Here is a 26133-nt window from a genome sequence, read left to right as displayed (position 1 = left end):
TCTTGTTCCGACAACAGGCCTGAAACGGCGATTAACTGTTGCTTAAGGGACTATCCGGTGCTGCACTGCGAAAGCGTATACGCGAAATGACGTAGGTGACGGGGCGAAATGTGCAGTTTTGCGTTGCACCGCACTCTTAAGCCCCGCACTGTTCCATGTTACGAACGCATGACAAGGGGAACGAAGGGGCCGATTACGGGCATGGCAGCGCGGCAACGCATTATTCCGGTCAGGCGCGAATACAATCGCTGGGTCGCCAACCAGACGCTGGAAGACTATGCGCTGCGCTTCACCGCCAAGAGCGCCCGGCAGTTCTCCTCGCAGCGCATTTCGCAAACCGCGATCGGCGCTATCTCCTTCCTAGCGCTGGAGGCGATCGGCGGCGCCATCACGCTCTCCTACGGCACCACCAACGCCTTCTACGCCATCATCGTCGCCTCGATCGCCATGCTCGCCATCGGCCTGCCGATCAGCCGCTACGCGATCCGCCACGGCGTCGACATCGACCTGCTGACGCGTGGCGCGAGCTTCGGCTATATCGGCTCGACCATCACCTCGCTGATCTACGCAAGCTTCACCTTCATGCTGTTTGCGATCGAGGCCTCGATCATGTCCGGCGCGCTGGAGCTGACGCTTGGGATACCGCTCTGGATCGGCTATATCATCAGCGCCGTCATGGTCATCCCGCTCGTCACCCACGGGGTCAGGCTGATCAGCCGGTTCCAGCTTCTGACGCAGCCCTTCTGGATCGTCCTCAACATCTTGCCCTTCCTCTTCATCGCGGTGATGGACTGGGAGAAGTTCGATCTCTGGCGCGCCTTCTCCGGCATTCGCCATGCGTCAGGCCCACCCGGCACCATCGCCCCATTCGATCTCGTCGAGTTCGGCGCGGCCTCGGCCGTCATCCTGGCGCTGATGTCGCAAATCGGCGAACAGGCCGACTTCCTGCGCTTCTTGCCCCCGGAAAAGCAGACCAAGTGGCGCCACCGCCTCGCCGTCTTCCTCGCCGGTCCCGGTTGGGTCATCATCGGCGCGCCGAAGCTGCTGGCCGGCTCCTTCCTCGTCGTGCTCACTTTTGCTTCAGGAGTGCCCGCCGACCGCGCCGCCGATCCGGCGCAGATGTATCTCACCGCCTTCGGCTACATGATCCCCTGGCACAACGCCGCGCTGCTGCTGATGGCCGCCTTCGTCATGGTCTCGCAGTTGAAGATCAACGTGATGAACGCCTATGCCGGCTCGCTCGCCTGGTCGAATTTCTTCTCCCGTTTGACCCACAGCCACCCCGGCCGCGTCATCTGGCTGGTGTTCAACGTGGCGATCGCGCTGCTCTTGATGGAACTCGGCATCTACCGGCTGCTCGAAGAGACACTCGGCATCTTCTCGATCATCGCCATGGCCTGGCTCTGCACCATCTCGGCCGATCTCTTCATCAACAAGCCGCTCGGGCTTGCCCCTCCAGGCATCGAATTCAAGCGCGCCCATCTCTACGACATCAACCCCGTCGGCCTCGGCGCTATGACGCTGTCGGCGACCATCGCGCTCATCGCCCATTTCGGCGCCTTCGGCACGGTCGCGGCGTCGCTCGCGCCCTACATCACCCTCATCGTCGCCCTGATCGCCTCGCCCGCGATCGCCTGGGCCACGAAGGGCAAGTTCTACCTCGCCCGCAAGCCGCGGCAGAGCTGGAAGAACCTGACCAACATCACCTGCTCGGTCTGCGAACATCCGTTCGAGCCGGAGGACATGGCCTGGTGTCCCGCCTATGCCGCGCCGATCTGCTCGCTCTGCTGTTCGCTCGACAGTCGCTGCCACGACATGTGCAAGCCCAACGCGCACCTGAATGCACAGGTCGGTTACGTCGCAAAGGCTGTCCTGCCCGAAACCATCGTCCAGAAGCTCACCACCCGCCTCGGCCGCTACGGCATCGCCGTCATCCTGGCGCTCACCGCAGTCGGCGCCATCCTCGCCATGATCGCCCACCAGGTCTCCTCCGCCTCCCCGGCAACAGCGGAAGTCGTCAACGGCACGATCCTGATCGTCTTCTTCGTCTTCGCCGTCATCGCCGGCGTCGTCTGCTGGTTCTACGTGCTCGCCCATGACAGCCGCGTCGTCGCCGAGGAAGAATCCTCGCGCCAGAACACGCTGCTCCTGAAAGAAATCGCCGCCCACAAGAAGACCGACGCCGCACTCCAGGCCGCCAAAGAGACCGCCGAAGCCGCCAACCGCGCCAAGAGCCGCTATGTCGTCGGCCTCAGCCACGAGCTGCGCACGCCGCTCAACGCCGTGCTCGGCTACGCCCAGATCCTCGAGCGCGACGAAACCATCCCGACGCCGCGCCAATCCTCGATCAAGGTCATCCGCCGCTCGGCCGAACATCTCTCCGGCCTGATCGACGGCCTGCTCGATATCTCCAAGATCGAGGCCGGCCGCCTGCAGGTCTATTCCAACGAGATCAACATCCAGGATTTCCTCGACCAGATCGTCGACATGTTTCGGCCGCAGGCGCTCGCCAAGGGTTTGACCTTCAACCACCAGCGCGCCCCCGCCCTGCCCCAGTTCGTGCGCACCGACGAGAAACGCCTGCGCCAGATCCTCGTCAATCTGCTCTCCAACGCCATCAAGTTCACCGACGAGGGCACCGTCACCTTCGACGTCGCCTATCGCAGCCAGGTCGCGACTTTCACCGTGACGGACACCGGCCGCGGCATCGCCGAGAAGGACCTCAGCCGCATCTATGAACCCTTCCAGCGCGGCGAAGCCGACAGCATCCGCCCCATGCCCGGCCTCGGCCTTGGCCTGACGATCACCCAGCTTCTGACCAACACGCTCGGCGGCGAAATCTCCGTGACCAGCGAAAAGGACAAGGGCTCGACCTTCCGCGTGCGCCTGATGCTCTCGGCCGTGCTGCGGGAGATGGCGGCCCCGCCGCAGGAAAAGAAGATCGTCAGCTACGACGGCCCGCGCCGTACCGTCGTCGTCGTCGACGACAATGAGGACCACCGCGAGATGATGCGCGAGATCCTCGTGCCGCTCGATTTCGTCGTGCTGACGGCCGCAAGCGGCACCGATTGCCTCACGCTGATCGAAGGCATCCAGCCCGATCTCTTCCTCGTCGATATCCTGATGCCCGGCATGAACGGTTGGCAGCTGGTCTCGCGCCTTCGCGAAGCCGGCCAGACCGCACCGATCGTCATGCTCTCCGCCAACATCGGCGACGCCGCCGCCCATGGCGACAGCGACGACAGCCACAATGACGCGATCGGCAAGCCGGTCGACATCCGCCGCCTGCGCGACAAGCTCGCCCTGCACCTCGGCCTGAAATGGCTCTACGCCGAAGCGGCTCCCGTGGCACCCAAGAAGACCGAGCAGGTCCTGCAAAGCCCGGGCGACGCGCATGTGCAGGAACTGCTGCGTCTCGGCGAGATCGGCTACATCAGGGGTATCGAGGCCAAGCTCGCCGACCTTGCCAAGGTGGAGGCAAATCAGCCATTTACCGAGGAACTTCGATCCTATGTCGCCGCCTTCGACCTGAACGGCTTCATGACCTTCCTGCACCGCTTCGACGAAAAGGTGGAACACATTGGCTGAACTCCCGCGCGACATCGTTCTCCTAGTCGACGACTCGCCGGAAGCGCTCGGCTTTCTCACCGATGCGCTGGAGCAATCCGGCTTCTCCGTCCTGATCGCGACCTCCGGTTCAGCAGCACTCAACATCGTCGAGCGCATCACGCCGGACCTGATCCTGCTCGACGCCGTGATGCCCACCATGGACGGCTTCGAGACCTGCCGGCGGCTGAAGGCCAACCCGGCGATCAGCCAGATCCCCGTCATCTTCATGACCGGGCTGACCGAGACCGAACACGTCGTCCACGCGCTAGGCTCCGGCGGCGTCGATTATCTCAGCAAGCCGATCAACATCGACGAACTCCGCGCCCGCATAGGCGTGCACCTAAAGAACGCCCGCTCCGCCCAGAGCGCCCGCGTGGCACTCGACGCCGCCGGCCGCCATCTGCTGGCGGTCAAGGGCGATGGCAACATCCACTGGTCGACGCCCCAGGCCACCCGCCTCGTCAACGCCGCCATGGGCAGCGACGATGGCATGGACACCGTGATCTCGACCATCGCCGCCTGGATGAAGGACCGCACCGCCGCCACCATCGCTGTCGCCCATGGCGGCCAGGACGTGCTGCAGCTCGCGTTCCTCGGCACGATCGGCCCCGACGAATATCTCTTCCGCCTCACCGCCAGCCAGCGCGCCGACGACCAGGTGCTGCGCCAGCGCTTCGCGCTCACCCACCGCGAATCCGAGGTGCTGCTCTGGATCGCCAAGGGAAAGGCCAACCGCGACATCGGCGAAATTCTCGGCCTTTCCGCCCGTACGGTGAACAAGCACCTGGAGCAAATCTACGTCAAACTCGGCGTCGAAAACCGCGCCTCGGCGGCGGTCAAGGCGGCGCATGTGTTGCATGAGACGTAGGTGAGCCCTGACAGCAAAAAAGCCGCTCACACTTTAGAAAGCACACACGGATATCCTTGAGCGACGCCCGCAAGCTGGGCATGGCATCAAGATGATATCCGGCAGGTCATGAAGGACAGGCTTTATTATGTGGATCGGCTGCGGATTTCCGCCTTCGCGATCCTGATCCTCTATCACTCCTCGGCGGCCTTCTTCACCGACATGGGCTGGCTGATCCATAGCGATCGCACCAGCCCGGCGCTCTCGCTGATCATGGAATTCCCCCGCGCCTGGCGGCTGGCGCTGCTGTTCTTCGTGTCAGGCATGGGGGCTGCCTTCTCGTTCCGCTCGGATTCCAGCCTCGCCTTCCTGCGCAAGCGCACCGTCCGCCTGCTCGTCCCCCTGCTCTTCGCCATGGCCGTCCTCGTCGTGCCGCAGGTCTGGTACGAGCGCATGTACGAGACTGGCTATGACGGCTCGCTCATCAATTTCTGGCTGACGCGCTATTTCACCGAGGGCCGCTATCCGACCGGCAACTTCACCTGGGCGCACATGTGGTTCGTCGCCTATCTGCTTGTGATGTCGGTGATCTGCTACCCGATCTTCCTCTATCTCAGCCATCAGGGCAACGCGACCATGGCCTGGTTCGAGCGTGTCGCGAAGTCGGGCGCCATCTATCTCTTCTTCCTGCTGCCGCTGCTTCTCAACCTGGCCTTGACGCCCTTCTACCCCAAGGAAACCAATGCGCTTTATAATGACGGCGCCTGGTTCGCGGTCTGGGCGAGCTGGTTCGGCCTCGGCTTCCTCGTCGCCCGCAATCATCGCAGCCTGATCGAGCCGATCATCGCCAAGCGCTTTATCAGCGCCGCGATCGCGCTGGCCGTGACGGTGTTCCTCTACGCCTTCGCCTGGCTTGCCCCGGCCGAGCGGGCAATCGGCAGCTACGCCGATGAAACCCCGCTCTTCAAGGCCGCGATCTTCCTGCTTGCCTGGTCGATGACCCTGACCCTGATCGGCTTCGCCGCCCGTCATTTCAACCAGCCGGATGCGCGGCTGGTCACGGTCAACAGGCTCGTCTTCCCGCTTTACATTATCCACCAGACCGTGATCGTCGGCGCGCTCTATTATGTGCTGCCGCTCGGCCTGCCCGCCGTGCCGAGCTTCATCATCATCGCCGCCGCGACCTTCGTGCTGTCGAGCCTCTTCGCCATCGCGGTGGACTTCATCCCCGGCCGCGCGCGCCTGCTCTTCGGCCTTGAGGCCAAACCGCGTGGTCCCTCGGGCGAGCGCAAGACCGTCGGCGCGCAGCGGTAGGCTGTATCAGGCCACCCGGTCCGGCGGCTCGCGTCGCTCGAAGAAGGCGGTGATGTTGTCCACCACCTTCATCCCCATCGCGTTGCGCGTCTCTTCCGTAGCACTACCGAGATGCGGCAGCAGAACCACATTCTCCATCACGCGCAGCTTCTCCGGCACTTGCGGCTCCGCCTCGTAGACGTCGAGGCCGGCGCCACGGATCACACCATTCTCAAGCGCCGCAACCAGCGCCGCCTCGTCGACCACATCACCGCGCGCCGTATTGATCAGATAAGCACCAGGCTTCATCGCCGCGAAACGGGCTGCATTCATCAGGTGCCGGTTCTCCGCACCTCCCGGGCAATGCAGCGACACGAAATCACTCGCCGCCAGCACCTCTTCCACGGTCGCGAGCTGCCGCGCGCCATATCGCGCCGCTTCCGCCGCATCGACCGTCGAGCGGTTGTAGAACACCACGTCCATGCCGAAACCGAAATGGCAGCGTTGGGCGAAGGCCTTGCCGATGCGCCCGAAGCCGATGATCCCCACCGTCTTGCCCGTAACCTTGCTGCCGATCATATGCGTGGGGCACCAGCCCTTCCACTCTCCAGCCCGGATCTGTCGCTCGCCCTCCCCGCCACGGCGCGCGATCGAAAGGAGGAGCAGCATCGCGATATCGGCGGTGCAATCGGTGAGCACACCAGGCGTATTGGTCACCACGATGCCTTTGGCCTTCGCCGCGGCGATGTCGATGTGGTTGTAGCCGACCCCGAAATTGCCGAGCACCTTGGCCCGGATTTCGCCTTCGAAAACCGACGCCGGAAGCTTGTCGGACACGGTTGGCAGCACGGCGTCGTGGGTGCGCAGCGCCTCCGCGATGGCTTCGGGCGACATCGGCAGGTCGTCGGTGTTGAAGGTCGCGTCGAAGCGTTCGGCAAGAACGGCCTCGACGGCGGAGGGCCAGCGGCGCGTGAGGAGAATCTTGGGGCGGGGCATGGCGTATCCGTCTCGTCTGCGGCTACGCGCCGATCGGCGGCAACCTGTTGAATTCGCCGGCGATCGTAACCGGATCGTCCTCGATCGCAAGACCGGTAAGCGGCCGGGCGGTTCGCATTGTTGCCAAAACGAAAGAAGCCCGGCGCGAGACCGGGCTTCCAAGGTGAGAACGAAAGTTCTTACTTCGCGTCCTGCGGGAAGTAGGAGAACTTGCCGTCCGGGCCCTTCTTCCATTCGTACATGACGTAGCCTGGGATCTTCGGGTCGCCCTTTTCGTCGAACGAGATTTCGCCGAGAACGGTCTTGAACGGACCCTTGGCCTTCATCGCTGCGGCAACGGCTTCAGCGTCGGTCGAAGCAGCTGCCTTGGCAGCTTCAGCGATCGTCTGCATCGCGGCGTAGGAGTACAGCGTGTAAGCTTCCGGGTTGAAGCCGGCAGCCTTGAACTTCTCGACGAGTGCCTTGTTGTCGGGGTTCAGCGTTGCGTCCGGGCCGAACGTGTTCAGCGTGCCGGCGACTGCGTCACCAGCGATCGATGCCAGTTCGTTCGAAACGATACCGTCACCCGATACGAGCGTTGCCTTCAGGCCCTGGTCGGCGGCCTGGCGGATGATCAGACCAGCTTCGGTGTGGAGACCACCCCAGTAGATGATCGAAACGCCGGCTTCCTTCATCTTGGCGATGAGGGCCGAGAAGTCCTTGTCGCCGACGTTGATGCCTTCGTACATGACTTCGGTGAGACCAGCGGCATTCATGGCCTTCTTGGTTTCGTCAGCGAGGCCCTGGCCGTATGGGGTCTTGTCGTGAACGACAGCGATCTTGGCGTCCTTGAAGTGGTCGGCGAGATACTTGCCGGCGATGCCGCCCTGCTGGTCGTCGCGACCGCAAGTACGGAACGTGTTCCACAGACCACGCTCGGTGAACTGCGGGTTGGTCGCAGCCGGCGTGATTTCGAGGATGCCGTTTTCAGCGTAAACTTCGGAAGCCGGGATCGAAACGCCCGAGTTGAAGTGGCCGATGACGAACTTGACGCCGTCAGCTGCGAACTTGTTGGCAACCGAGATACCCTGCTTCGGGTCGGACACGTCGTCGCCGAGCACGATCTTGATCTGCTCGCCATTGATGCCGCCAGCAGCGTTGATGTCGGCAGCTGCCTGCTCGGCACCCTTCTGGAGCTGTGCGCCGAACGCAGCGTTCGGGCCGGTCAGCGGACCAGCAACGGCAACCGTGATGTCGGCCCAAGCGTTGCTGCTGAAGGCGACCATCGCCGTCAGAGCCACTGCCGACAGAAGAGACTTCTTCATTATGTTACTCCCAGTTTTTTAGCGGGTTCCGTTCCATTACCCAGCGCATCACCCACTTTACTGCGCTGGGAAACCTGTTCCACTCGGAGAGGTAATTTGTCCCTAGATTCAACCGGCTGTCAATGTTTTGCCTTCCAGGAGAAGGGCGACGTCTTTTCGTAGAGCCAGTAGTAATTATTGACCATCTGATTGGTCCGGCGATAGCGGTATCCTGCCGTCGCGAAGATCAGGAGAAGGACGAAGTCGATGGCGTAATAGAACACGCTCAGCACCGGCCCGTCGAACAGCGCATGATGCAGAAACTGCATCGCGGCCGCCAGAAGCACGCTGTAGCCGATGACGATTGGATAATCGCTCCAGCCATCGGCAGCAGCCTTGCCCGAACGCCACGCGGTCCAGAAGCCGATCAACACGACGATCAGGCGGATGACGCTGCGAACGCCGGTATCGCCTTCAAAGAAAAGTCCCTGCATATCAAAGTCTCCCCTTCGTCATGCTCAATGCCGTCCGCCTTCGAGATAGGCGGCGCGAACTTCAGGATTGGCGAGCAGTTCCTGGCCGGAGCCCGACATCGTCACCTTGCCGTTGACCATGACATAGGCCCGGTCGGACAGCTTCAGCGCCGCGAATGCGTTCTGCTCGACGAGGAACACGGTGAGCCCCTCATCCTTGTTCAGCTTCTTGATCGCCTCGAAGATGCCCTTGACGATCAGCGGTGCGAGACCGAGCGACGGCTCGTCGAGAAGCAAAAGCTTCGGGCGGGCCATCAGCGCGCGGCCGATCGACAGCATCTGCTGCTCGCCGCCCGAAAGCGTGCCGCCGCGCTGCGTCTGGCGCTCCTTGAGACGCGGGAACATCGCGAAGATCTTCTCGACGTCTTCCTTGAAGTATTTCAGGTTGTCGAGCCCGGCGCCCATCTGCAGGTTTTCCATCACGCTCATGCGCGGGAAAATGCGGCGTCCCTCTGGTGACTGCGCAATGCGCAGACGGGCGATCTCGTGGGTCGGCATCTTGGTGATGTCGCGGCCCTCGAAGATGACCTTGCCGGCGCGCGCCTGCGGGCTGCCGCAGATCGTCATCATTAGCGTCGACTTGCCGGCGCCGTTGGCGCCGATCAGGCTGACGATTTCGCCCTGGTTAACGTGGACATCGATACCGGCGAGCGCGCGAATGTTGCCGTAATAGGTTTCAACACCCTCGACCTTGAGAAGTGGTTGACCGGTCATCAGTGCGTACCTCCTTCGAGGTTTTCGACGTCTGCGATCACCTGTTCCACTTCCTCGTCTTCGACACCGAGATAGGCCGCGATGACCTTCGGATCGTTCTTCACATGGTCTGGCGTGCCATCGGAAATCTTCTGGCCGTATTCGAGCACGACGACGTGGTCTGAAATTTCCATGACCACGGACATGTCATGCTCGATCAGGAGCAGCGACGTGCCCTCGTCGCGGATACCGCGCAGAAGCGTGTTCAGCGTCAGCGATTCCTTCGGGTTGAGACCGGCGGCCGGCTCGTCCAAGCAGAGCAGTTCCGGTCCTGTGCACATGGCGCGCGCGATTTCCAGACGACGCTGAGCGCCATATGGGAGGTCGCCGGCGGGATCGTCGGCGCGATCGATCAGATCGGCCTTCTCCAGCCAGTAGCGGGCAAGCTCGATCGCGTTCTTCGCTTCCGCGCTGTAGCGACCGATCCCGAGCAGGCCGAGAATGGTGTAGCCCGATGCCAGCATCAGCTTGTTGTGCTGCGCGACCAGAAGGTTTTCAAGCACCGTCAGGCCCGAGAACAAACGGATGTTCTGGAACGTGCGGGCGACCTTGGCTTCGCGGGTGATGCGAAAGTCCGGCAGACGCTCAAGCAGATGTTCCCTGCCGTCCTTGTGGCGCATGGTGATCATGCCCATGGTCGGCTTGTAGAAACCGGTGATGCAATTGAACACGGTGGTCTTGCCGGCGCCGTTCGGGCCGATCAGCGCGGTGATCTCGCCGCGCTTGGCCTCGAACGAGAAGTCGTTGATGGCCATCAGGCCGCCGAACTTCATCGACAGGTGCTCGACCTTGAGCAGGGTATCGCTGGACATGTTGGTTTCCTGAGGGCTCATCAGCCGTGGCCCTCCTTGGTGAAGCTTCCCGATACCGATTTCCGTTCTTTCAGGAACGCCGTCGGCTCACGCGATCCGACGAAGCCGCGCGGCTTGATCAGCATGACGACGACCATCGCCAGACCAAAGAGCAGCATGCGGTAGAGTTCAGGCGTGAAGTCGGGTCCGAAGATGAGCTTCAGGAACTCCATTTCGCGCAGCATTTCCGTACCGCCGATCATGACGATCGCCGCGATCGCGATGCCGGTCAGCGAACCCATGCCGCCGAGAACGACGATGGCGAGGATGACGGCCGATTCAAGGAACACGAAGGATTCAGGCGAGACGAAGCCCTGACGAGCGGCGAAGAAGGAGCCGGCGAAGCCACCGAACATCGCGCCCGTGGCAAAAGCCGTGAGCTTGGTCGTCACCGTGTTGATGCCGAGCGAACGGCAGGCGATTTCGTCTTCGCGAAGCGCTTCCCACGCACGGCCGATCGGCATGCGGCGCAGGCGGATCGTCACGTAGGCCGTCAGAAGGCACAGCGCCAGGATCAGATAGAAGAGGAAGATCTTGTAGTAGGCCGAAGAGATCGGCAGGTGGAACAGCTTGGCGAAGCCGTGAGGGCTGGCATCGAACGGAATGCCGAACAGCGTTGCCTTCGGAATGCTGGCGATACCGAACGTGCCCTTGGTCAGATCCGTCCAGTTGATGATCACCAGGCGGATGATTTCGCCGAAGGCCAGCGTCACGATCGCCAGGTAGTCGCCGCGCAGACGCAGCACCGGGAAGCCGAGGATGATGCCCCAGAGACCGGCGAGAATGCCCGACAGCGGCAGAAGAACCCAGAAGGACAGGCCGAAATAGCTGGAGAGCAGCGCGTAGGAATAGGCGCCGACCGCGTAGAAGGCGACATAACCGAGATCGAGCAGACCGGCGAGACCGACGACGATGTTGAGGCCCCAGGCCAGCATCACGTAGATCAGGATCTGGATACCGAAGTTGTCGACCCACTTCAGCGAGCCCTGCGCACCGACCAGCGCCACGATGACGACGGGATAGAGCACCAGCGCCAGAAGCGCGATCTTCAGGAAGTGGGCGTGGAAGAAGCCCTTCTTGTCGGAGATGTCGAGCTCGCCGCTGCGCGCCTTGGCAAGCTTGCGGGCATCGAGATGCGGACGCAGGAACACCACGATCGCGAACCGGCCGACCGCCGCGATGGCGACGAAGATCGCAAGCAGGCCCCAGCGCTGAACGACGACGAGTTCGTTGCTGATGTTCTGCTGCGTGCCGAGACCGACATAGAGAACGAACATGCCGAAGGAGATAACGGCTGCGAAGATAGCTTCTTTAATACCCTTCTGGACAAGTCCGGATGCGGGCTTGCCAGGGGCGTTTTCAACATTTGCCATGATCTTAAACCTTCTCGACTTCCGGCCGGCCCAGGATACCTGTCGGCTTGAAGATCAGCACGAAAGCGAGGATGGCGAAGGTCGCCACATCCTTGTAGGCGATGGTGAAGTAGGCCGACCACAGGCTTTCGATCAGGCCGATCATCAGACCACCGAGAACGGCGCCCGGAAGAGAACCGATACCGCCGAGAACGGCCGCCGTGAACGCCTTGACGCCAGGCACGAAGCCGTCGTTGAAGTTCACCACGCCGTAGTACATCAGGTACATCGTGCCGGCGACGGCAGCGAGTGCGGCGCCCATGATGAAGGTCACCGAAATCGTCTTGTCGACGTTGACGCCCAGCAGCGCCGCCATCTTGCGGTCCTGCTCGGTGGCGCGCTGCGCGCGGCCAAGCGCCGTGTGATTGACGAGATACCAGAAGACGGTGAGCAGCACGGCCGTGATGATGATGATCACGATCTGCTTCAGCGAGATGGTGACACCACCAATGTTATAGACGCTGCTGATCAGCGGCGGGATCGGCTTGTTGCGCGGACCCTGCGTCACCTGGATGAAGTTCGACAGCACGATCGACATGCCGATCGCGGTGATCAGCGGCGCCAGGCGGAACGAACCGCGCAGCGGGCGATAAGCGACGCGCTCGATCGTCCAATTCCACAAACTCGTCATCAGCATCGCGATAAGCAGCATTGCCAACAGCAGAACCGCGACCGGCAAACCAGCAAAAATCGATGTGAGGACGAGAAAGACGATAAGGGCGGCGAAGCCACCGATCATGAAAATATCGCCGTGAGCGAAGTTGATCATGCCGATGATGCCGTAAACCATCGTATAGCCGATAGCCACGAGGCCATAGATGGATCCAAGAGTCAGCCCATTGATGAGCTGCTGGACAAAATATTCCATATGTCTTTCCCCTGGACACAGAACCGTGAAAAGCCTGCGTCTCTTGTTATTCGAGCCCTTGTTGAGCCCTTGATTAAAGATTTCATACTGCTTTCAAGGCAAAAGGGAAGTGTAAAATTTCAAAGCTCCAAAGTTCTTTGCCGTTTTGGTGAAAATGACTTTTTCGAGTTCAAAAAGTTGATTTTTTCAACACAATCCGGCCTCCGACGCCACTTTTCACCGCAAATTCACTTTTCCCTATGATCTTTACCCTTCGCTGATGGATGGAAAATCGTCAAACCACACCTGCGTCCTTTTGCGACGGTCGACCGGCGGTGCAATGAAGCGTGAAAACGACTATATGAGAAGCATGATGGAGAAGGGATCGAACCGACCCGCGATGCTCGAAACGTTTGAACGCGCCGCCCTTGAGGCCGGCAAGGCGATCATGGATGTGTACCGCGCCGGCTGCACGGCGGCCAGCAAGGCCGACAACAGCCCAGTGACGATCGCCGACGAGCAGGCCGAGCGGATCATTCTGGCGCATCTCTATCGCGATTTCCCCGATATTCCGGTCATCGCCGAAGAATCGGTCGCGGCCGGCATCGTGCCGGCGGTCGGCTCGTCATTCTTCCTGGTCGATCCGCTTGATGGCACGCGCGAATTCGTCGACAAGCGGCCGGAATTCACCGTCAACATCGCCTTCATCGTCGATGGCCACCCGGCCGCCGGCATCGTCTTCGCGCCCGCGCTGGGTGTCGCCTTTCTCGGCGAGAACGGCACGGCCGAGAAGCTGCATGTCGGACCGGACTTTCGTGTCGAAAAGCGGTTGCCGATCAATGTGCGCCTCGCCAAGGCCGAACGCACCGCACTCGCTAGCCGTTCGCATAACAGCCCGCAGACCGCGCGTTTCCTGGCCGAGCAGGCCATCTCGGAGTGCAAGAATATCGGCTCGTCGCTGAAATTCTGTCTTCTCGCGGAAGGGGAAGCGGACGTCTATCCGCGCTTTACCCGCACGATGGAGTGGGACACCGCGGCCGGCGATGCCATCCTGCGCGCGGCAGGCGGCTGCACCGTGACCCTCGACGGCCGCCCCCTCACCTACGGCAAGACCCGACAGGCCCACGACGCGGATTTCGCCAACCCCGATTTCATCTCATGGGGCAACGCGCCAAGGCTTTGAGCACGGGGATATTTCTCACAAATTTCCCTTTGAAATCAGCGCTGGCTCCCGCGCGCTGTCCCCGCTTCCCGACACGCCCCTACGATTTGCGGCAGTGAAACCTGCCGCGAACACCGGAGCTCGATCGTGTCGGACCAGACCAACAACCTCGCCTTGCCCTACATCCTACCCTCCCAGGCGCAGAAGCACGTGCCGCACAACGAGGCGCTGCAGCGCCTCGACGCCGTGGTCCAGCTGACCATCCTCGCCGGACGCCAGGGACCACCCGAAACACCTGTTGAAGGCGACTGCTACCTCGTCGCCGCCGATCCCGAGGGCGCGTGGCTCGACCGGCAGGGGCTTATTTGCGTCTGGCAGGATGGTGCATGGGCCTATCTTTCGCCAAACCCCGGCTGGCGCGCCTTCTTTCTCGATACCCGCCAGCTGCGTGCTTTCGACGGCACGAACTGGAACGTGATCTCGCTCGATGCGGATGGCGCGCTTCCGATGATCGGCATCAACGCGACGGCCGACGCGATCAACCGGCTGGCGGTCGCCTCAGCGGCCAGCCTTTTCACCCATGCAGGACAAGGCCATCAGCTGAAGATCAACAAGGCCGACCCGTCTCAAACAGGCACGCTGCTCTTTCAGACGAATTGGTCGGGCCGCGCCGAGATGGGGCTTGCGGGAAGCGATGCGTTTTCGATCAAGGTCAGCGGCGATGGCAATGATTGGTCGACGGCGCTCGTCGTGGCGCCGGATGGCGTGGTGCGCATGCCCTCGCGGCCGATCGTGCGGGCATCGCCCGCTGCCGGCACAGCGTCTCCACCAACAGCAAGCCGCACCGGCTTCACGGATTTGCATGCCGAGCAAGGCGGCTTCGAACTCGGCGCCGCCGTGCCGTCTGGCTCCGGCGCACGGCTGATCGTCCCGGCAGACGGCTTCTATCTGCTGTCGCTTTCCGTGAGCACCCTCACCTCATCAGGCCACGGTGTGGCGATCGAGATCAACGGCGCGACGGTCGTCGCCAGCGCGAGCGGCCCGGCCTCAGCATCGCCGGCCCGGCAAAACACGACGACGATCGTCTGGCTGAATCAGGGCGATTGGCTTGCATTGCTTCACAGCGGCACGGCGCAATACGAATTCGGACCGGCGAAGACCGAACTCTGCGCCGTCATGCTCTGAACGGGTTACAGCAGGCGGTAGCGGAAGGCCCGGGCAACCGCCTGCATCCGATTGACGGAATCGAGCTTGCGCATCGCGCTTTTCAGATATCCGACCACGGTGTGCGGCGACAGCTCGAGTATGATGGCGATCTCATCACTGCTCTTGCCCGCCGCCGACCAGCGCAAGCATTCGATCTCGCGGCTGCTGAGGCTCTCCAGCGGTTGCTCGGTCACCTGCAGGCGCGCATAGACGTCGAGGAATTCCATGGCGCTGAACACATGCGCCATCGCCTCCTCGCGCGAAAGATCCGCCCGCGCGCCCGAAAACGCGAAAATATAGGGCTGTCGATCGGCGTCATGCAGCACGAAAGCAAATGTCCGGCGAAATCCGAGCTCGCGAAACCGCTCGGTGATCCGCCCGTTCTTCGGGTTGGTCACGCTGCTTTCGAAGGCACCGACACCAAACGAAACCGGCAGGCTCGATTTCCTGAGTTCCGAGACAAGCGCACTATTGTGAAACAGGTCATCTTCGTCATAGGCGGCAACGAGGCTGTCGGGCCAGTTGCTGAAAATATGGTTTCCCGCAAAGCCGCCATTGTCGCCATGGGGAAAACCCGCGAACAAATAGTGGTTGAAACCCGCCGCTTTCGCGAGACGCGCGAGGCGCTCCTTGGGATCAACCGGCGATGGACTGGACTTCTCTGACGATAAAAAAACAATATTCGCCGCGCCGTCTTGAACGGCGCGTTCTTCATTCCGCATCGATTTCGTCCTTCAAAGGCTAAACTTGCCTGAAAACGGCCTTCTGGCAGCAACAATCAAAGTATAGGAAAAGAAAAAACGGCCGCTTCGACGTTATGCGAAGCCTGACATTCTATTCCCAACGCACGCAAAAACAACAATCGCGACGACACGCGACGTTCTATCTGCCCCTGGGGAGGCTTATAGTTTGATGAGGATCAGACAACTAATATTCATTGTGCATGGCTCCCATGCACTTATGACAAATTTACGCAAGGGAAGCCGTGCGCGAAGCGCGCGCCAGCGCCATCATGCGACGCGGTTAAATTTATTATCAAAGTCTTACGACGCGTTTAGGCAATTTTTAAATGTGACAAGCTAGAGTGGCTCTCGTGGTCTTGAGTTGTGTAGAGAGTCCAATGACCGAAATGATACGTCCCCGAGTGAAATATGTCATCGGCCCCGATGGCAGCCCGCTGACGATTGCGGATTTGCCGCCGCCGAATACTCGGCGCTGGGTAATTCGCCGTAAGGCAGAGGTTGTCGCAGCTGTGCGCGGTGGCCTGTTGAGCTTGGAAGAAGCTTGCGAACGCTATACCCTGACCGTCGAGGAGTTTCTCTCCTGGCAGTCATCCATCAATAGCCATGGTCTTGCCGGCCTGCGCACCACGCGCATCCAGCAGTATCGCCATTGATTAATTATTGAAGTTGATTCCATTTCAGTTCGGGCCGACCGCACATCGCAGGATGTGACGCCGGCCCGAAGCTTTTGCTGCTTTCCGGCGTTTATCTCATTGCCGAACTGAACCGACGCTCTGAAGCGCGGCCACCGTCCACAAAGACCACTCGGACAACGGCTGCGCGAGCAAGGCTCGACATTTTCTTTTCGCAAACGCCGAACCACCTGCCTCCCCTTTCATCGAACAATGCGTCACCTTGAGCGGCCTTTGCTTTGCGCCGGCGCCATGGCACGTTTGCTTTAACGCAATCGAAAGGAAGGCAGTCGGGATGAAGATCACCAACGAAGAAAACGCATCGGGCGGCCGCTACGTCGCCGAGCTCGAAGGCCATCAGGCCGAAATGACCTATTCCCGCACATCGCCGACGCTCATCATCATCGATCACACCGGTGTTCCGGATGCGCTGCGCGGCAAGGGCGTCGGCCAGGCGCTGGCGCTGCATGCGGTCGAAGCCGCCAGAACCGGTGGATGGAAGATCATTCCGCTCTGCCCCTTCTTCAAGGCGCAGGCGCTTCGCCATGAAGAATGGCGCGACGTTATCAACTGATCTTCTGAAGTCGAGAAACGCCAAAAGCCATGTATGACGGACAGCACGCCCGTCATGCATGGCTTTTATGAGATGACACCCCAGATGCCCGAAGGCATCGATCATCCTGGCTTAGGCTCTTGCCCGAACCGCCCCGTCGCGCTCTTCGAGCGCGGCAGCGCGTGCATATTCCGCCTGCATCTCTTCGAGCGTCTGCTCCAAGGCCTCTTCCTGCATCCTCAGTTCCTTGATCGAAACCTGAAGATTGTCCGCGCGCTGGCGTGCTGCCTTCGCGAAGGTGGGATAGGCGAAGTGATTCGGGTCGGAAATGCCGGACTTCTTTTCCTCGACGACGATCTGGCTCTCCAGATCCTTCGTCATACGGTCAAATTCAGACATCATCATCTGCAACTGCTGCAGCTGACGACGCTTTTCGTTCACCTGAAACTCTTTCAGACGAACTAGGCTCTCACGCGACTTCATACGCATTACTCCAGTGATGCGAGACCCCGGCTTCACTTGAAACCGCCCATTAGCTGCCGCTGTCATGCGACTTGCCCAAAAAATTTCCCTCGGCGTTAACAAAAACCTACCGCTGGTAACCTTTCGTTTACGGGCATCGTTAATGATAGTGCCGATGATTTAAGGGTCGGTAAACACAACTACGCGATTTCCGGTCCGTTTCATTGGTGAGTCGAATGAATCGCTTGCCGGCCTTTCTTAATGTAACAGTTGAGAAGAGGGCCTTGCGGATTCTCGTTGGAAAACAGCGGAATGGACAAAATATTTAATAAATTGATTACCTCTTGCCAGAGTGAATCAGAATTTGTTAACCATTTCGTGGCAGCTTCCAAATCACGCAGTGACATTTCTGTATCGCGTAGGGGCCAGACCACCTTTCGGCGGCGGTAAAGGGGATAAGAATGCGGGTACTACTCATCGAAGATGACAGCGCGACAGCGCAGAGCATCGAACTGATGCTCAAGTCAGAAAGTTTCAACGTCTACACCACCGATCTTGGTGAAGAAGGCGTCGATCTCGGCAAGTTGTATGATTATGATATCATCCTTCTTGATCTCAACCTTCCAGACATGTCCGGATATGAAGTGCTCCGCACTCTCCGTCTGTCCAAGGTTAAAACACCGATCCTGATCCTCTCCGGCATGGCCGGCATCGAGGACAAGGTTCGCGGTCTCGGCTTCGGCGCCGACGACTACATGACCAAGCCTTTCCACAAGGACGAACTGGTTGCTCGCATCCATGCGATCGTCCGTCGTTCCAAGGGCCACGCCCAGTCGGTCATCATGACCGGCGAACTGATCGTCAACCTCGACGCCAAGACCGTCGAAGTCGGTGGCCAGCGCGTTCACCTGACGGGCAAGGAATACCAGATGCTGGAGCTGCTTTCGCTCCGCAAGGGCACGACCCTCACCAAGGAAATGTTCCTGAACCACCTTTACGGCGGCATGGACGAGCCGGAACTGAAGATCATCGACGTCTTCATCTGCAAGCTGCGCAAGAAGCTTGCAAACGCTGCCGGCGGCGCAAACTACATCGAAACCGTCTGGGGCCGCGGCTACGTTCTGCGCGAGCCTGACGGTGCCGAATACGCCGAAACAGCCTGATATCCGATTTCGGTCCCTACGCCGATCATCCCTAAAATCCCGCCTTCATGGCGGGATTTTTTGTGCCTGGGAATAAGTCCGGAACGACAAAAGCCGCCCCGAAGGCGGCTTTTGCATGTGGATCGAATGGGAATATCAGGCGGCGATGGCGCGATTGCCGAACACCGCGGTCAGGATCTTGCGGTCGAAGGGCTTCAGCAGGAAGTCCGTGGCCCCTGCCCGCTTGCCCATCATCAGCTTCTTCAGGTCGGCCTCGATCACGCAATAGTAGATCTTGACCTCTTTGCCGCCTTCCATGGCGCGAACCGCCACGATCAGATCAAGCGCTCCATCCATGGACGAATCGACGATCAGGTAATCGGGCAGTTCCACCTGGCAATGGGACAATGCTTCGCTGGCGCTGGAGGCTTCACTGACCATGAAGTCGAGTTCGGAGAGAATCCGCTTCCCGACCTTACGAACGACGTCCGACGAATCGGTGATCATGAACCTTTGCATTGCTGCTCCATTGCCCAGCTTCTGTCCCGGCTGGCATCTTCACGGGCAAGGATAGAAACATTCGGCTAAGGAAGTATTACTTCGATACAAGCAATGTGCCGGGAATCTATCCCGGCGCTGTTTTAGATCAGCCCGGAATGACTTCGGCGGTGAAGACGATCTCTTCGGCGCTGGCGCTATGGCCAAGCTTCATGCCGCACTCTTCCGCGAGCAGCACTGCGTAATAAGGCTGGATCGTGTGGGCGTCGATCGCTTCTTCGATCTCACCGGTCGAAATCTCCACGAACTTCGGCGGCAGGCGCATCAGCTTGCCCTTGGCAACGAGCTTGAACTTGGCGTCGAATTCCGGGTTCTCAAGCGTGATATCGATCTGACCACCGCGCGGAATGGAAGAATAGGCAACCAGGAACAGGTTCAGCAGCAGCTTGACGCGGTTCTTCGCGATGATGGCGCGCGGTCCGTTCCAGACCACTTCGGTCTTCTTCTCGGCGGCGGCGAAGTCCTTGGCGGCGCGCTCGGCTTCGCCGGTGTCGATCGAAGCGCCGACGGAGCCGGAAGCGCCGAAGGCAAGGCGTGCGAATTTGAGACGAACCGAGGCGTTCAGCGCGCTGGTGCGGATAAGATCCATGGCGTCTGCATCGGCGCCGCCCTCGTCGAGAAGCTCAAGGCCGTTGTTGATCGCGCCAACGGGCGAGATGACGTCATGGCAAACACGGCTGCAGAGAAGCGCGGCCAAATCTGGGCCGGTCAGGGTAAGGTTTGGATTCTTCGACATCATTGTCTCCAAGAGGGCGGTGATTCATTCCGCCACACATATTGCTTCATCATTGCACGAAGTTTGCGAGCGTACTCGGCGCCATAATGACACCATATTTGGTAAACCGATTGTTAAGACCATCCGCGCAAAATGATAGAAACGCCGGAAACGGCTCCATGTATCGACCATGATGAACGGATGACACCATGCGCCCCTCAATCCTAGGAAGATTCCTGGCCGACTGCCGGCGGGTATCACTGCTCGCGATTTCGTGCCTGATGCTCGTCGCGACCCAGGCCGCGGCTCAGCAAGCCAGGAATGATCAATACTCGGTTCAAGAAATCGTCGACGCCGGACATTCCTTCTTCGGCTCCACCAGCGGCGGCCTTGCCAAGGCGGTCGAGGCCGCCTTCCAGAAGTACGGCTTGCCGAACGGCTACATTCTCGGCCAGGAAGGCTCCGGCGCCTTCATCGCCGGCCTGACCTATGGCGAAGGCCAGCTCAACACCAAGAACGCAGGCGAGCATCCGCTCTACTGGCAGGGCCCCTCGCTCGGCATCGACTACGGTGGCCAGGGCACGCGCGTCATGATGCTGGTTTACGACCTGCCCTCGACAGACGCGATCTATGCCCGCTTCGGCGGCGTCAGCGGCCAGGCCTTCGTCATCGCCGGCTTCGGCATGACCCTGCTCAAGAACAACAACGTTCTCGTCGTGCCGATCCGCACGGGCGTCGGCGCCCGCCTCGGCCTCAACGTCGGCTATATCAAGATTACCCCAAATCCGACCTGGAACCCCTTCTGATATCATCGTCACGGCGAACTCTGTGTCGCCGTGACCCATCCGCCACTTGCCCTAACGGCGTTGGCCGCTTAATCATTGGCTGACGCAAATCAACTTCTGGAAGCAGTGGCCTCGCCGTGATCGAATACGCGCTCTTGTTCGGATTGGGCTTTCTGGCCGCGGCGTTCTTGGTTTTCCTCGTATCGCCGGCCGTTCATCGCCGTATCGTCTGGTACACCGAAAACCGCATGCGCGCGACGATGCCGCTCAGCCCCCAGGAAGTGCGCGCGCAAAAGGACATGGTCCGCGCGCTTTATGCCGCCGAAAACGCCCGCACCACGCAGGATCTGATTCGCGAACGCGAAAAGTCGATGTCGCTGCAATTGAAGCACGACCAGATCGCCCGCGACGCCGGCCACTTCGCCTCCGAGATCAGCGCGCTTCAGGCCCAGATCGCCGACATGAGCGTCGAGGCCGCCGAGCTGCGCTCGCATCTGCGCAAGGACGAAAACTATATCAGCCAGCTGAAGACGAGCCTGCACATCGCCGAGCAGGCCAGTGCCGCCAAGGAAGGCGAACTCGACGCGCTTCGTATCCGCCTGAACAAGATCGTCGAGCAGACCGACAATCTGAAGATCGACATGGCCGCGCGCGAGACCGAGCTCGAGAACCTGAATTTCAAGCACAGCGGATTGCGCACCGAGCGCGACGAGCTTCGCCAGGACGTCGGCCTGCTGCAGAAGCGCGCCAAGGATGCCGAACAGAAGCTGACCCAGCAGGAACACGCTGTTCTGCGCCTGGAAGACCGCGCCGAGCGCGACAAGGCGACCCTTGCCGACAAGGAAGCGCTTCTGACGCGCCGGCAGCAGGATCTGACCAAGCTCAAGGATCAGGTGAAGGCCACCAATGCCGACATGCGCAAGGCAAACCGCGCGCTTCGCTCGGCGGGCCTCGCGCCCCTCGTTCTCATCCCGCCGCAGGAAAAGCCCGTGCCGGAAGAAGCCCCGATCTCAGAACTCGACACCGCCGCGGTCGCAGCCCGCCTCGCAGAAGAAGTGCGCGCCCGCAGCGCAGCCGTTTCCGAGGAAATCCTCGCCGCCAGGCTGAACACCTCCAATGACGGCGCGATCCGCGAAGAGATCGCGACCATCGCGGCCGACATGGTGGCCCTCACCGCCATCAACGAAGGCAAGGCCTCGCCGATCCGCGAGCTGCTGCCGGAGACGGCGGAAACGAAGGAAGGTGAGCGCATCGACCTCGCCCAGCGCGCCGCCACGATCCTGTCGCAGCCCGGCTAACCTAGCCGCTGATCTCAGATACGCTTGGCCGTGGAAGACATGGCAAACAGCGCGATACCGGTCGCGGTCGCGACGTTGAGGCTGTCGAGCCCCGGTGATTGCGGAATGCGCGCGCTGCGGAAGCGCGACAACACGGCCTGCGGCAACCCCTCGCCTTCCGTGCCGACCACCAGCGCCATGCGCTCCGAGGCCGGAATGGAGCGGATATCGACCTCGCCGCGCGGCGATAGTGTCCAGATGGCGAAATCCCGCTCGGCCAGTCGCGTGAGCAGTTCGACCGCATCACCGCCGCGCTGGTAGGGAACGCTCAATACCGATCCGACTGACACGCGCATCGCCTTGCGATAGAGCGGATCGCACGAGGTCTCGTCGAGGAAGATGGCATCAGCATCGAAGGCCGCCGCATTGCGGAACATCGAACCGGCATTGTCGTGATTGGAAATGCCGCACCCGACCAGCACCAGCGAGCGCTCGGGCAACCGGTCGATCAGTGCGCCGTCCCGTGGCTGTCGTCGCCCCAGCGCCAGCACGCCGCGATGCAGATGGAAGCCGACGATACGGTCGAGCACATCCGCTTCCGCGACATAGACGGGAACGTCATCCGGCAGCCGCTCGAGAATATCGGCAACGCCCTCGACACGGTTGCGCAGCAAAAGCACCTTCTCGGCCGCGAAATCGCCGCCCATCAGGTGTGCCTCGGCCAGCATGCGCAGCACGACGGTGCCTTCGGCGATAAACCGGTTATGCCGCCCGGTCAGATCGCGTTCGCGAATATCGCGAAACTCGGCGATACCAGGGTCGTCGGCATTGTCGATCGCAATCAGCCGAGGGGCCATCGTTCTCAGCCGCCGTTGACGGTCACGTCGGCGATGATGCTTCCGGCCTTGATGTCGAACACCAGCGCCTTGGCCACGCCCTCGGCGGTCTTGCCGAAGAACATGATCTGGCCGCCCGAAAGCGAAGAGGACTGGAGAACGAAGCCGGCGGGCAGGTTTGCGGTGACGGAAACCGGCGCATCCGACGGAATTCCGGCGGACGTGATCGCGACCGGCTCCTTGGCCGGCGCCCGCATCGTCTTGTAGACAACCGCGCCGAAGACCGCCATAAGGCTCACGAACATGATGAAGCCCGAGACGATCTGCAGGCGGATCATCTTGCGTCGGACATTTTCCATTGCCGGATCGAGGGGCTTTTCTTCCTGATCGTCTTCTGGCTGGACATTCGTCATATATGGCGTTCCATTCTATAAAATACTTCGGAGAAGAAGCGTCTTGAGCGACCCCTTTAAACAAGCAGCCGGCAATATGAAAGTCCTGACGGCGGATGAACATGCCGAAGGCCGGCTTGATGCGTGGATGACCGCTCAGCTCGGCGAGGAATTCTCCCGCAGCCGTGTCAAGGTGCTGATCAAGGAAGGCCAGGTCACGTCGAAGGGGTCAGTCGTCGCCGACCCGCAGAAGAAGGTCCGCCCCGGCGACGTCTTCGAGATCAACCTGCCCGAGCCCGAGGATCCCACGCCGAAGGGCGAGAATATCCCGCTCGACATTCTCTATGAAGACGACGACCTGATCGTCATCTCCAAGCCATCGGGCATGGTCGTGCATCCGGCCGCCGGCAACTGGACGGGAACGCTGGTCAACGCGCTGATCTATCACTGCGGCGATAGCCTGTCGGGCATCGGCGGCGTGCGCCGTCCCGGCATCGTCCACCGCCTCGACAAGGACACGACGGGTGTCATGGTCGTCGCCAAGAACGACGTCGCGCATCGCCACCTCTCCGCCCAGTTCGCCGATCACGGCCGCACCATGCCGATCGAGCGCGCCTACCAGGCCGTCGTCTGGGGTCGTCCGCGCACATTGACCGGCAGCATCGACGCGCCGCTCGGCCGCGACACCGGCGACCGCACGCGCCGCGCCGTCAAGCGCCCGGGCACAGCCGATGCCGATGAGGCGATCACTCACTACGAGGTGCTCGAGCGTTTCCACGAGACGCCGGATGCGCTGTCGCTTGCCTCTCTCGTCGAGTGCCATCTGGAAACAGGGCGCACCCACCAGATCCGCGTCCACATGGCCCATATCGGCCATCCTCTGCTCGGCGATACCGTCTATGGCGCAGGCTTCAAGACCAAGGCCAACCTCCTGCCGGATGCCGCCAAGAAGGCGGTCAACAGCTTCGGCCGACAGGCGCTGCACGCCTACATGCTGCAGTTCGAACATCCGCGCAGCGGCGAGCTCATGCGCTTCGAGGTCCCCCTGCCGGGCGATATGGTGGCGCTGGTCGACGCCTTGCGCAATGCCGAGCTGTAACGGCATCGTGAAGCGGGCCTGAGCCTTGAACTACGGTTTCGCCACACTTATCTCTACACTGACTTCGTGCGGGCTTTGACAAAGCCGCACGTTCCCGGTTCGCCTTCAAGACGCAGGGACGCGTCCAAGCGGGGATCGGAATTCAGATAGGAGGGTGCAAGAATGGCCCGAAGCAGTTTGCCGTCCATTACCGCCGGCGAAGCCGGTCTCAACCGTTATCTCGACGAAATCCGCAAGTTCCCGATGTTGGAGCCGCAGGAAGAATACATGCTGGCAAAGCGGTATTCCGAACATGGCGACCGCGAGGCTGCGCATCGTCTCGTCACCAGCCACCTGCGTCTCGTCGCCAAGATCGCCATGGGTTATCGCGGCTACGGCTTGCCGATCGGCGAAGTCGTGTCCGAAGGCAATGTCGGCCTGATGCAGGCCGTCAAGAAGTTCGACCCGGAACGCGGTTTCCGCCTGGCAACCTATGCCATGTGGTGGATCAAGGCCTCGATCCAGGAATACATCCTGCGGTCCTGGTCGCTCGTGAAGATGGGCACCACCGCCAACCAGAAGCGTCTGTTCTTCAATCTGCGTCGCCTGAAGGGCCGTATCCAGGCCATCGACGAAGGTGACCTGAAGCCGGAACACGTGGCCGAGATCGCAACCAAGCTGCGCGTCTCCGAGGAAGAAGTGATCTCGATGAACCGCCGCCTGTCCGGCGACGCTTCGCTCAACGCGCCAATCAAGGCGTCAGAGGGCGACAGCGGCCAGTGGCAGGATTGGCTTGTCGACGATCATGACAGCCAGGAAGACGTGCTGATCGAGCAGGACGAACTCGACACCCGCCGGCGCATGCTGGCCAAGGCGATGAGCGTTCTGAACGACCGCGAACGCCGCATCTTCGAGGCACGCCGCCTCTCCGAAGATCCGGTGACGCTGGAAGATCTGTCGAGCGAATTCGACATCAGCCGCGAGCGCGTGCGCCAGATCGAGGTCCGCGCCTTCGAAAAGGTCCAGGACGCCGTCCGCAAGGACGCGCTCGACCGCGCCAAGGCTGTCCGCGTCGTCGAAGCCACGGCATAAGCGAACCAATCTCCAAAAAAGACAAGGGCGGGTCTCACGACCCGCCCTTTTCGTTTACAGGGTTCCCAGCACTGCCGCGCCAGCCAGCAGCACGCCCGTCAGGATATTCGCCAGGAACAGCCGATAATTCACCTCCGGGCGAACAAGGTCGATCCGCCCGGTCTGCCACGCAAGATGGGCGGCAATCACCAGAATTCCGAGCATATAAGGCAGCGACATCCCGAGCAGCCAGCCGCCGAGCGCCCATGCGCCAACGGCCACGCCGTAGAAGACGCCAATGATCGCCTTGCCATGCCGGCCAAACAGGATCGCCGTCGATTTCAGCCCAAGCCGGGTATCATCCTTGACGTCGACATAGGCATAGACCGTGTCGTAGCCGATCTGCCATGCAATCGCCCCGCCCCACATCAGGATGGCCCCAAGCGGGATGTGCCCGGAGACCTCGGCCCAAGCCATCAGCATGCCCCAGTTGAACGCCGCGCCAAGAACGGCCTGTGGCCAGTGCGTGAAGCGCTTGCAGAGCGGATAAATGAAGACGAGCGGCACGACACAGATCGCGACCAGCCGTGTGTAGGGCGACAGGAAGAACAGCAGCGAGGCCGCCAGCGCAAGCTGAACCGCCAGAAAGCTCAGCGCCTGCAGGATGTTGATCTGGCCATTCGCCAGGGGCCGGAAGCGCGTCCGCTCGACATGGCCGTCAAACTTGCGATCGGCGACATCATTGACGGTGGAACCGGCACTTCTCATCAACAAGGCGCCCAGCGAAAATATCAGCAGCTGCCGAATATCCGGAAAGCCGTGCGACGCCTGAATGAGTGCCGCCCAACACGGGAAAAGCGTGAGCCATATCCCGACGGGACGATCCAGCCGCGCCAGACGCGTGTAGGGTCGCCATGCTCTGGGGAGCCTGCGCTCCACCCAGTCGTCGAGGTTGATATCGCTCAGATCCGGGCGGCTCGCAGCGGTCATCTTGTCCAAACTCCAAATCCAGAAAGCCCGGCAGCGAAGGGGGCCGATCTCGTCAAAAAGGGCAAGTC

The 26133-nt window shown here is 61.1% G+C and carries 26 protein-coding genes; 12 read left to right on the top strand and 14 right to left on the bottom strand.

The window, feature by feature from the left end:
* Positions 1-201 precede the first annotated feature (201 nt).
* The 3 genes from AC1DOG_RS19105 to AC1DOG_RS19095 all read left to right on the top strand — a co-directional run bounded on the left by AC1DOG_RS19105 (position 202) and on the right by AC1DOG_RS19095 (position 5770).
* Positions 202-3588 (top strand): hybrid sensor histidine kinase/response regulator, encoded by a 3387-nt coding sequence (locus AC1DOG_RS19105; RefSeq protein WP_477930244.1) that lies wholly within the window; start codon positions 202-204, stop codon positions 3586-3588.
* Positions 3581-4477, top strand: a complete 897-nt coding sequence (locus AC1DOG_RS19100) for a response regulator (RefSeq protein ID WP_477930242.1) — start codon at positions 3581-3583, stop codon at positions 4475-4477. The genes AC1DOG_RS19105 and AC1DOG_RS19100 overlap by 8 nt, the downstream gene beginning before the upstream one ends.
* A gap of 108 nt (positions 4478-4585) precedes the next feature.
* Complete coding sequence (locus tag AC1DOG_RS19095; protein WP_477930240.1) at positions 4586-5770, top strand: acyltransferase family protein; 1185 nt, start codon at positions 4586-4588, stop codon at positions 5768-5770.
* Positions 5771-5776: 6 nt separating this feature from the next.
* Here AC1DOG_RS19095 and AC1DOG_RS19090 read toward each other — a convergent pair whose 3' ends face one another.
* The 7 genes from AC1DOG_RS19090 to AC1DOG_RS19060 all read right to left on the bottom strand — a co-directional run bounded on the left by AC1DOG_RS19090 (position 5777) and on the right by AC1DOG_RS19060 (position 12445).
* Complete coding sequence (locus AC1DOG_RS19090; RefSeq protein WP_477930238.1) at positions 5777-6745, bottom strand: 2-hydroxyacid dehydrogenase; 969 nt, start codon at positions 6743-6745, stop codon at positions 5777-5779.
* A 179-nt stretch (positions 6746-6924) separates the two neighbouring features.
* On the bottom strand, positions 6925-8049 hold the full coding sequence (locus tag AC1DOG_RS19085) for a branched-chain amino acid ABC transporter substrate-binding protein (protein WP_047514557.1): 1125 nt from the start codon (positions 8047-8049) through the stop codon (positions 6925-6927).
* Between the two features lie 119 nt (positions 8050-8168).
* Entirely contained in the window at positions 8169-8522 is a 354-nt protein-coding gene (locus tag AC1DOG_RS19080; RefSeq protein ID WP_018897088.1) for a DUF6867 family protein, read from the bottom strand.
* 24 nt (positions 8523-8546) lie between these two features.
* Positions 8547-9275, bottom strand: coding sequence for an ABC transporter ATP-binding protein (locus tag AC1DOG_RS19075; RefSeq protein ID WP_018897087.1), 729 nt, complete (start codon positions 9273-9275; stop codon positions 8547-8549).
* A complete protein-coding gene (locus tag AC1DOG_RS19070; RefSeq protein WP_026282746.1) occupies positions 9275-10147 on the bottom strand; it encodes an ABC transporter ATP-binding protein in 873 nt (290 codons plus the stop codon). The genes AC1DOG_RS19075 and AC1DOG_RS19070 overlap by 1 nt, the downstream gene beginning before the upstream one ends.
* Positions 10147-11538, bottom strand: coding sequence for a high-affinity branched-chain amino acid ABC transporter permease LivM (livM, locus tag AC1DOG_RS19065; RefSeq protein ID WP_047514563.1), 1392 nt, complete (start codon positions 11536-11538; stop codon positions 10147-10149). The genes AC1DOG_RS19070 and livM overlap by 1 nt, the downstream gene beginning before the upstream one ends.
* A gap of 4 nt (positions 11539-11542) precedes the next feature.
* The gene (locus AC1DOG_RS19060; RefSeq protein ID WP_113008329.1) at positions 11543-12445 is read right to left on the bottom strand and encodes a branched-chain amino acid ABC transporter permease; all 903 of its coding nucleotides are present in this window, start codon (positions 12443-12445) and stop codon (positions 11543-11545) included.
* 379 nt (positions 12446-12824) lie between these two features.
* Between AC1DOG_RS19060 and cysQ the strand changes: the two genes are divergently transcribed.
* Positions 12825-13607 carry a 3'(2'),5'-bisphosphate nucleotidase CysQ gene (gene cysQ / locus AC1DOG_RS19055; RefSeq protein ID WP_477930333.1) on the top strand — a complete coding sequence of 261 codons (783 nt, stop codon included), beginning with the start codon at positions 12825-12827 and terminating at the stop codon, positions 13605-13607.
* A 126-nt stretch (positions 13608-13733) separates the two neighbouring features.
* On the top strand, positions 13734-14771 hold the full coding sequence (locus tag AC1DOG_RS19050) for a DUF2793 domain-containing protein (RefSeq protein ID WP_477930234.1): 1038 nt from the start codon (positions 13734-13736) through the stop codon (positions 14769-14771).
* A gap of 5 nt (positions 14772-14776) precedes the next feature.
* Here AC1DOG_RS19050 and AC1DOG_RS19045 read toward each other — a convergent pair whose 3' ends face one another.
* Positions 14777-15514 carry a LuxR C-terminal-related transcriptional regulator gene (locus AC1DOG_RS19045; protein WP_477930232.1) on the bottom strand — a complete coding sequence of 246 codons (738 nt, stop codon included), beginning with the start codon at positions 15512-15514 and terminating at the stop codon, positions 14777-14779.
* A 398-nt stretch (positions 15515-15912) separates the two neighbouring features.
* On the opposite strand from AC1DOG_RS19045, the gene sciP reads away from it, so the two are divergent.
* Both sciP and AC1DOG_RS19035 read left to right on the top strand, forming a co-directional pair.
* Positions 15913-16188 (top strand): CtrA inhibitor SciP, encoded by a 276-nt coding sequence (gene sciP / locus AC1DOG_RS19040; RefSeq protein ID WP_007533628.1) that lies wholly within the window; start codon positions 15913-15915, stop codon positions 16186-16188.
* A 313-nt stretch (positions 16189-16501) separates the two neighbouring features.
* Entirely contained in the window at positions 16502-16780 is a 279-nt protein-coding gene (locus AC1DOG_RS19035) for a GNAT family N-acetyltransferase (protein WP_113008332.1), read from the top strand.
* Positions 16781-16891: 111 nt separating this feature from the next.
* Here the strand turns inward: AC1DOG_RS19035 and AC1DOG_RS19030 are convergent, their stop codons facing one another.
* Positions 16892-17242, bottom strand: coding sequence for a hypothetical protein (locus tag AC1DOG_RS19030; RefSeq protein ID WP_018897078.1), 351 nt, complete (start codon positions 17240-17242; stop codon positions 16892-16894).
* Positions 17243-17682: 440 nt separating this feature from the next.
* Here AC1DOG_RS19030 and ctrA point away from each other — a divergent pair, with 440 nt between their 5' ends.
* On the top strand, positions 17683-18384 hold the full coding sequence (gene ctrA / locus AC1DOG_RS19025; protein WP_003542362.1) for a response regulator transcription factor CtrA: 702 nt from the start codon (positions 17683-17685) through the stop codon (positions 18382-18384).
* Positions 18385-18519: 135 nt separating this feature from the next.
* Here ctrA and AC1DOG_RS19020 read toward each other — a convergent pair whose 3' ends face one another.
* The gene (locus AC1DOG_RS19020; protein WP_018897077.1) at positions 18520-18882 is read right to left on the bottom strand and encodes a response regulator; all 363 of its coding nucleotides are present in this window, start codon (positions 18880-18882) and stop codon (positions 18520-18522) included.
* Positions 18883-19009: 127 nt separating this feature from the next.
* Complete coding sequence (chpT, locus tag AC1DOG_RS19015) at positions 19010-19660, bottom strand: histidine phosphotransferase ChpT (RefSeq protein ID WP_477930229.1); 651 nt, start codon at positions 19658-19660, stop codon at positions 19010-19012.
* A 185-nt stretch (positions 19661-19845) separates the two neighbouring features.
* Between chpT and AC1DOG_RS19010 the strand changes: the two genes are divergently transcribed.
* Positions 19846-20442 (top strand): DUF1134 domain-containing protein, encoded by a 597-nt coding sequence (locus AC1DOG_RS19010; protein WP_477930227.1) that lies wholly within the window; start codon positions 19846-19848, stop codon positions 20440-20442.
* Between the two features lie 116 nt (positions 20443-20558).
* On the top strand, positions 20559-21719 hold the full coding sequence (locus tag AC1DOG_RS19005; RefSeq protein WP_477930225.1) for a hypothetical protein: 1161 nt from the start codon (positions 20559-20561) through the stop codon (positions 21717-21719).
* 14 nt (positions 21720-21733) lie between these two features.
* Here the strand turns inward: AC1DOG_RS19005 and AC1DOG_RS19000 are convergent, their stop codons facing one another.
* Both AC1DOG_RS19000 and AC1DOG_RS18995 read right to left on the bottom strand, forming a co-directional pair.
* Positions 21734-22555 carry a TrmH family RNA methyltransferase gene (locus tag AC1DOG_RS19000; RefSeq protein ID WP_477930223.1) on the bottom strand — a complete coding sequence of 274 codons (822 nt, stop codon included), beginning with the start codon at positions 22553-22555 and terminating at the stop codon, positions 21734-21736.
* Positions 22556-22560: 5 nt separating this feature from the next.
* Positions 22561-22947 carry a hypothetical protein gene (locus tag AC1DOG_RS18995; RefSeq protein WP_018897072.1) on the bottom strand — a complete coding sequence of 129 codons (387 nt, stop codon included), beginning with the start codon at positions 22945-22947 and terminating at the stop codon, positions 22561-22563.
* 43 nt (positions 22948-22990) lie between these two features.
* On the opposite strand from AC1DOG_RS18995, the gene AC1DOG_RS18990 reads away from it, so the two are divergent.
* Together AC1DOG_RS18990 and rpoH are read left to right on the top strand one after the other, a co-directional pair.
* Positions 22991-24025, top strand: a complete 1035-nt coding sequence (locus AC1DOG_RS18990) for an RluA family pseudouridine synthase (RefSeq protein WP_477930220.1) — start codon at positions 22991-22993, stop codon at positions 24023-24025.
* A 162-nt stretch (positions 24026-24187) separates the two neighbouring features.
* Positions 24188-25096: an RNA polymerase sigma factor RpoH gene (gene rpoH / locus AC1DOG_RS18985; RefSeq protein WP_018897070.1), complete on the top strand. Its 909-nt coding sequence runs from the start codon at positions 24188-24190 to the stop codon at positions 25094-25096.
* A 54-nt stretch (positions 25097-25150) separates the two neighbouring features.
* On the opposite strand, the gene ubiA is transcribed toward rpoH, so the two are convergent.
* On the bottom strand, positions 25151-26065 hold the full coding sequence (ubiA, locus tag AC1DOG_RS18980; protein ID WP_477930218.1) for a 4-hydroxybenzoate octaprenyltransferase: 915 nt from the start codon (positions 26063-26065) through the stop codon (positions 25151-25153).
* Positions 26066-26133: the final 68 nt, after the last annotated feature.

Source organism: Rhizobium sp. 01N48 (assembly GCF_056399145.1).
The sequence above is the reverse complement of the archived record's forward strand: the minus strand, read 5'-3'. Positions and strand labels throughout refer to the sequence as shown.

What these genes read in the sequence shown, in the direction of transcription:
- AC1DOG_RS19090 (WP_477930238.1), bottom strand. Translation starts at nt 6,745, where the DNA reads ATGCCCCGCCCCAAGATTCTCCTCACGCGCCGCTGGCCCTCCGCCGTC.
- AC1DOG_RS19095 (WP_477930240.1), top strand. Translation starts at nt 4,586, where the DNA reads ATGAAGGACAGGCTTTATTATGTGGATCGGCTGCGGATTTCCGCCTTC.
- AC1DOG_RS19075 (WP_018897087.1), bottom strand. Translation starts at nt 9,275, where the DNA reads ATGACCGGTCAACCACTTCTCAAGGTCGAGGGTGTTGAAACCTATTAC.
- sciP (WP_007533628.1), top strand. Translation starts at nt 15,913, where the DNA reads ATGACCGAAATGATACGTCCCCGAGTGAAATATGTCATCGGCCCCGAT.
- AC1DOG_RS19030 (WP_018897078.1), bottom strand. Translation starts at nt 17,242, where the DNA reads ATGAAGTCGCGTGAGAGCCTAGTTCGTCTGAAAGAGTTTCAGGTGAAC.
- chpT (WP_477930229.1), bottom strand. Translation starts at nt 19,660, where the DNA reads ATGATGTCGAAGAATCCAAACCTTACCCTGACCGGCCCAGATTTGGCC.
- AC1DOG_RS19080 (WP_018897088.1), bottom strand. Translation starts at nt 8,522, where the DNA reads ATGCAGGGACTTTTCTTTGAAGGCGATACCGGCGTTCGCAGCGTCATC.
- AC1DOG_RS19060 (WP_113008329.1), bottom strand. Translation starts at nt 12,445, where the DNA reads ATGGAATATTTTGTCCAGCAGCTCATCAATGGGCTGACTCTTGGATCC.
- AC1DOG_RS19035 (WP_113008332.1), top strand. Translation starts at nt 16,502, where the DNA reads ATGAAGATCACCAACGAAGAAAACGCATCGGGCGGCCGCTACGTCGCC.
- rpoH (WP_018897070.1), top strand. Translation starts at nt 24,188, where the DNA reads ATGGCCCGAAGCAGTTTGCCGTCCATTACCGCCGGCGAAGCCGGTCTC.
- cysQ (WP_477930333.1), top strand. Translation starts at nt 12,825, where the DNA reads ATGCTCGAAACGTTTGAACGCGCCGCCCTTGAGGCCGGCAAGGCGATC.
- AC1DOG_RS19020 (WP_018897077.1), bottom strand. Translation starts at nt 18,882, where the DNA reads ATGCAAAGGTTCATGATCACCGATTCGTCGGACGTCGTTCGTAAGGTC.
- AC1DOG_RS19010 (WP_477930227.1), top strand. Translation starts at nt 19,846, where the DNA reads ATGCGCCCCTCAATCCTAGGAAGATTCCTGGCCGACTGCCGGCGGGTA.
- AC1DOG_RS19105 (WP_477930244.1), top strand. Translation starts at nt 202, where the DNA reads ATGGCAGCGCGGCAACGCATTATTCCGGTCAGGCGCGAATACAATCGC.
- livM (WP_047514563.1), bottom strand. Translation starts at nt 11,538, where the DNA reads ATGGCAAATGTTGAAAACGCCCCTGGCAAGCCCGCATCCGGACTTGTC.
- AC1DOG_RS19085 (WP_047514557.1), bottom strand. Translation starts at nt 8,049, where the DNA reads ATGAAGAAGTCTCTTCTGTCGGCAGTGGCTCTGACGGCGATGGTCGCC.
- AC1DOG_RS19070 (WP_026282746.1), bottom strand. Translation starts at nt 10,147, where the DNA reads ATGAGCCCTCAGGAAACCAACATGTCCAGCGATACCCTGCTCAAGGTC.
- AC1DOG_RS19000 (WP_477930223.1), bottom strand. Translation starts at nt 22,555, where the DNA reads ATGGCCCCTCGGCTGATTGCGATCGACAATGCCGACGACCCTGGTATC.
- ctrA (WP_003542362.1), top strand. Translation starts at nt 17,683, where the DNA reads ATGCGGGTACTACTCATCGAAGATGACAGCGCGACAGCGCAGAGCATC.
- ubiA (WP_477930218.1), bottom strand. Translation starts at nt 26,065, where the DNA reads ATGACCGCTGCGAGCCGCCCGGATCTGAGCGATATCAACCTCGACGAC.
- AC1DOG_RS18995 (WP_018897072.1), bottom strand. Translation starts at nt 22,947, where the DNA reads ATGACGAATGTCCAGCCAGAAGACGATCAGGAAGAAAAGCCCCTCGAT.
- AC1DOG_RS19045 (WP_477930232.1), bottom strand. Translation starts at nt 15,514, where the DNA reads ATGCGGAATGAAGAACGCGCCGTTCAAGACGGCGCGGCGAATATTGTT.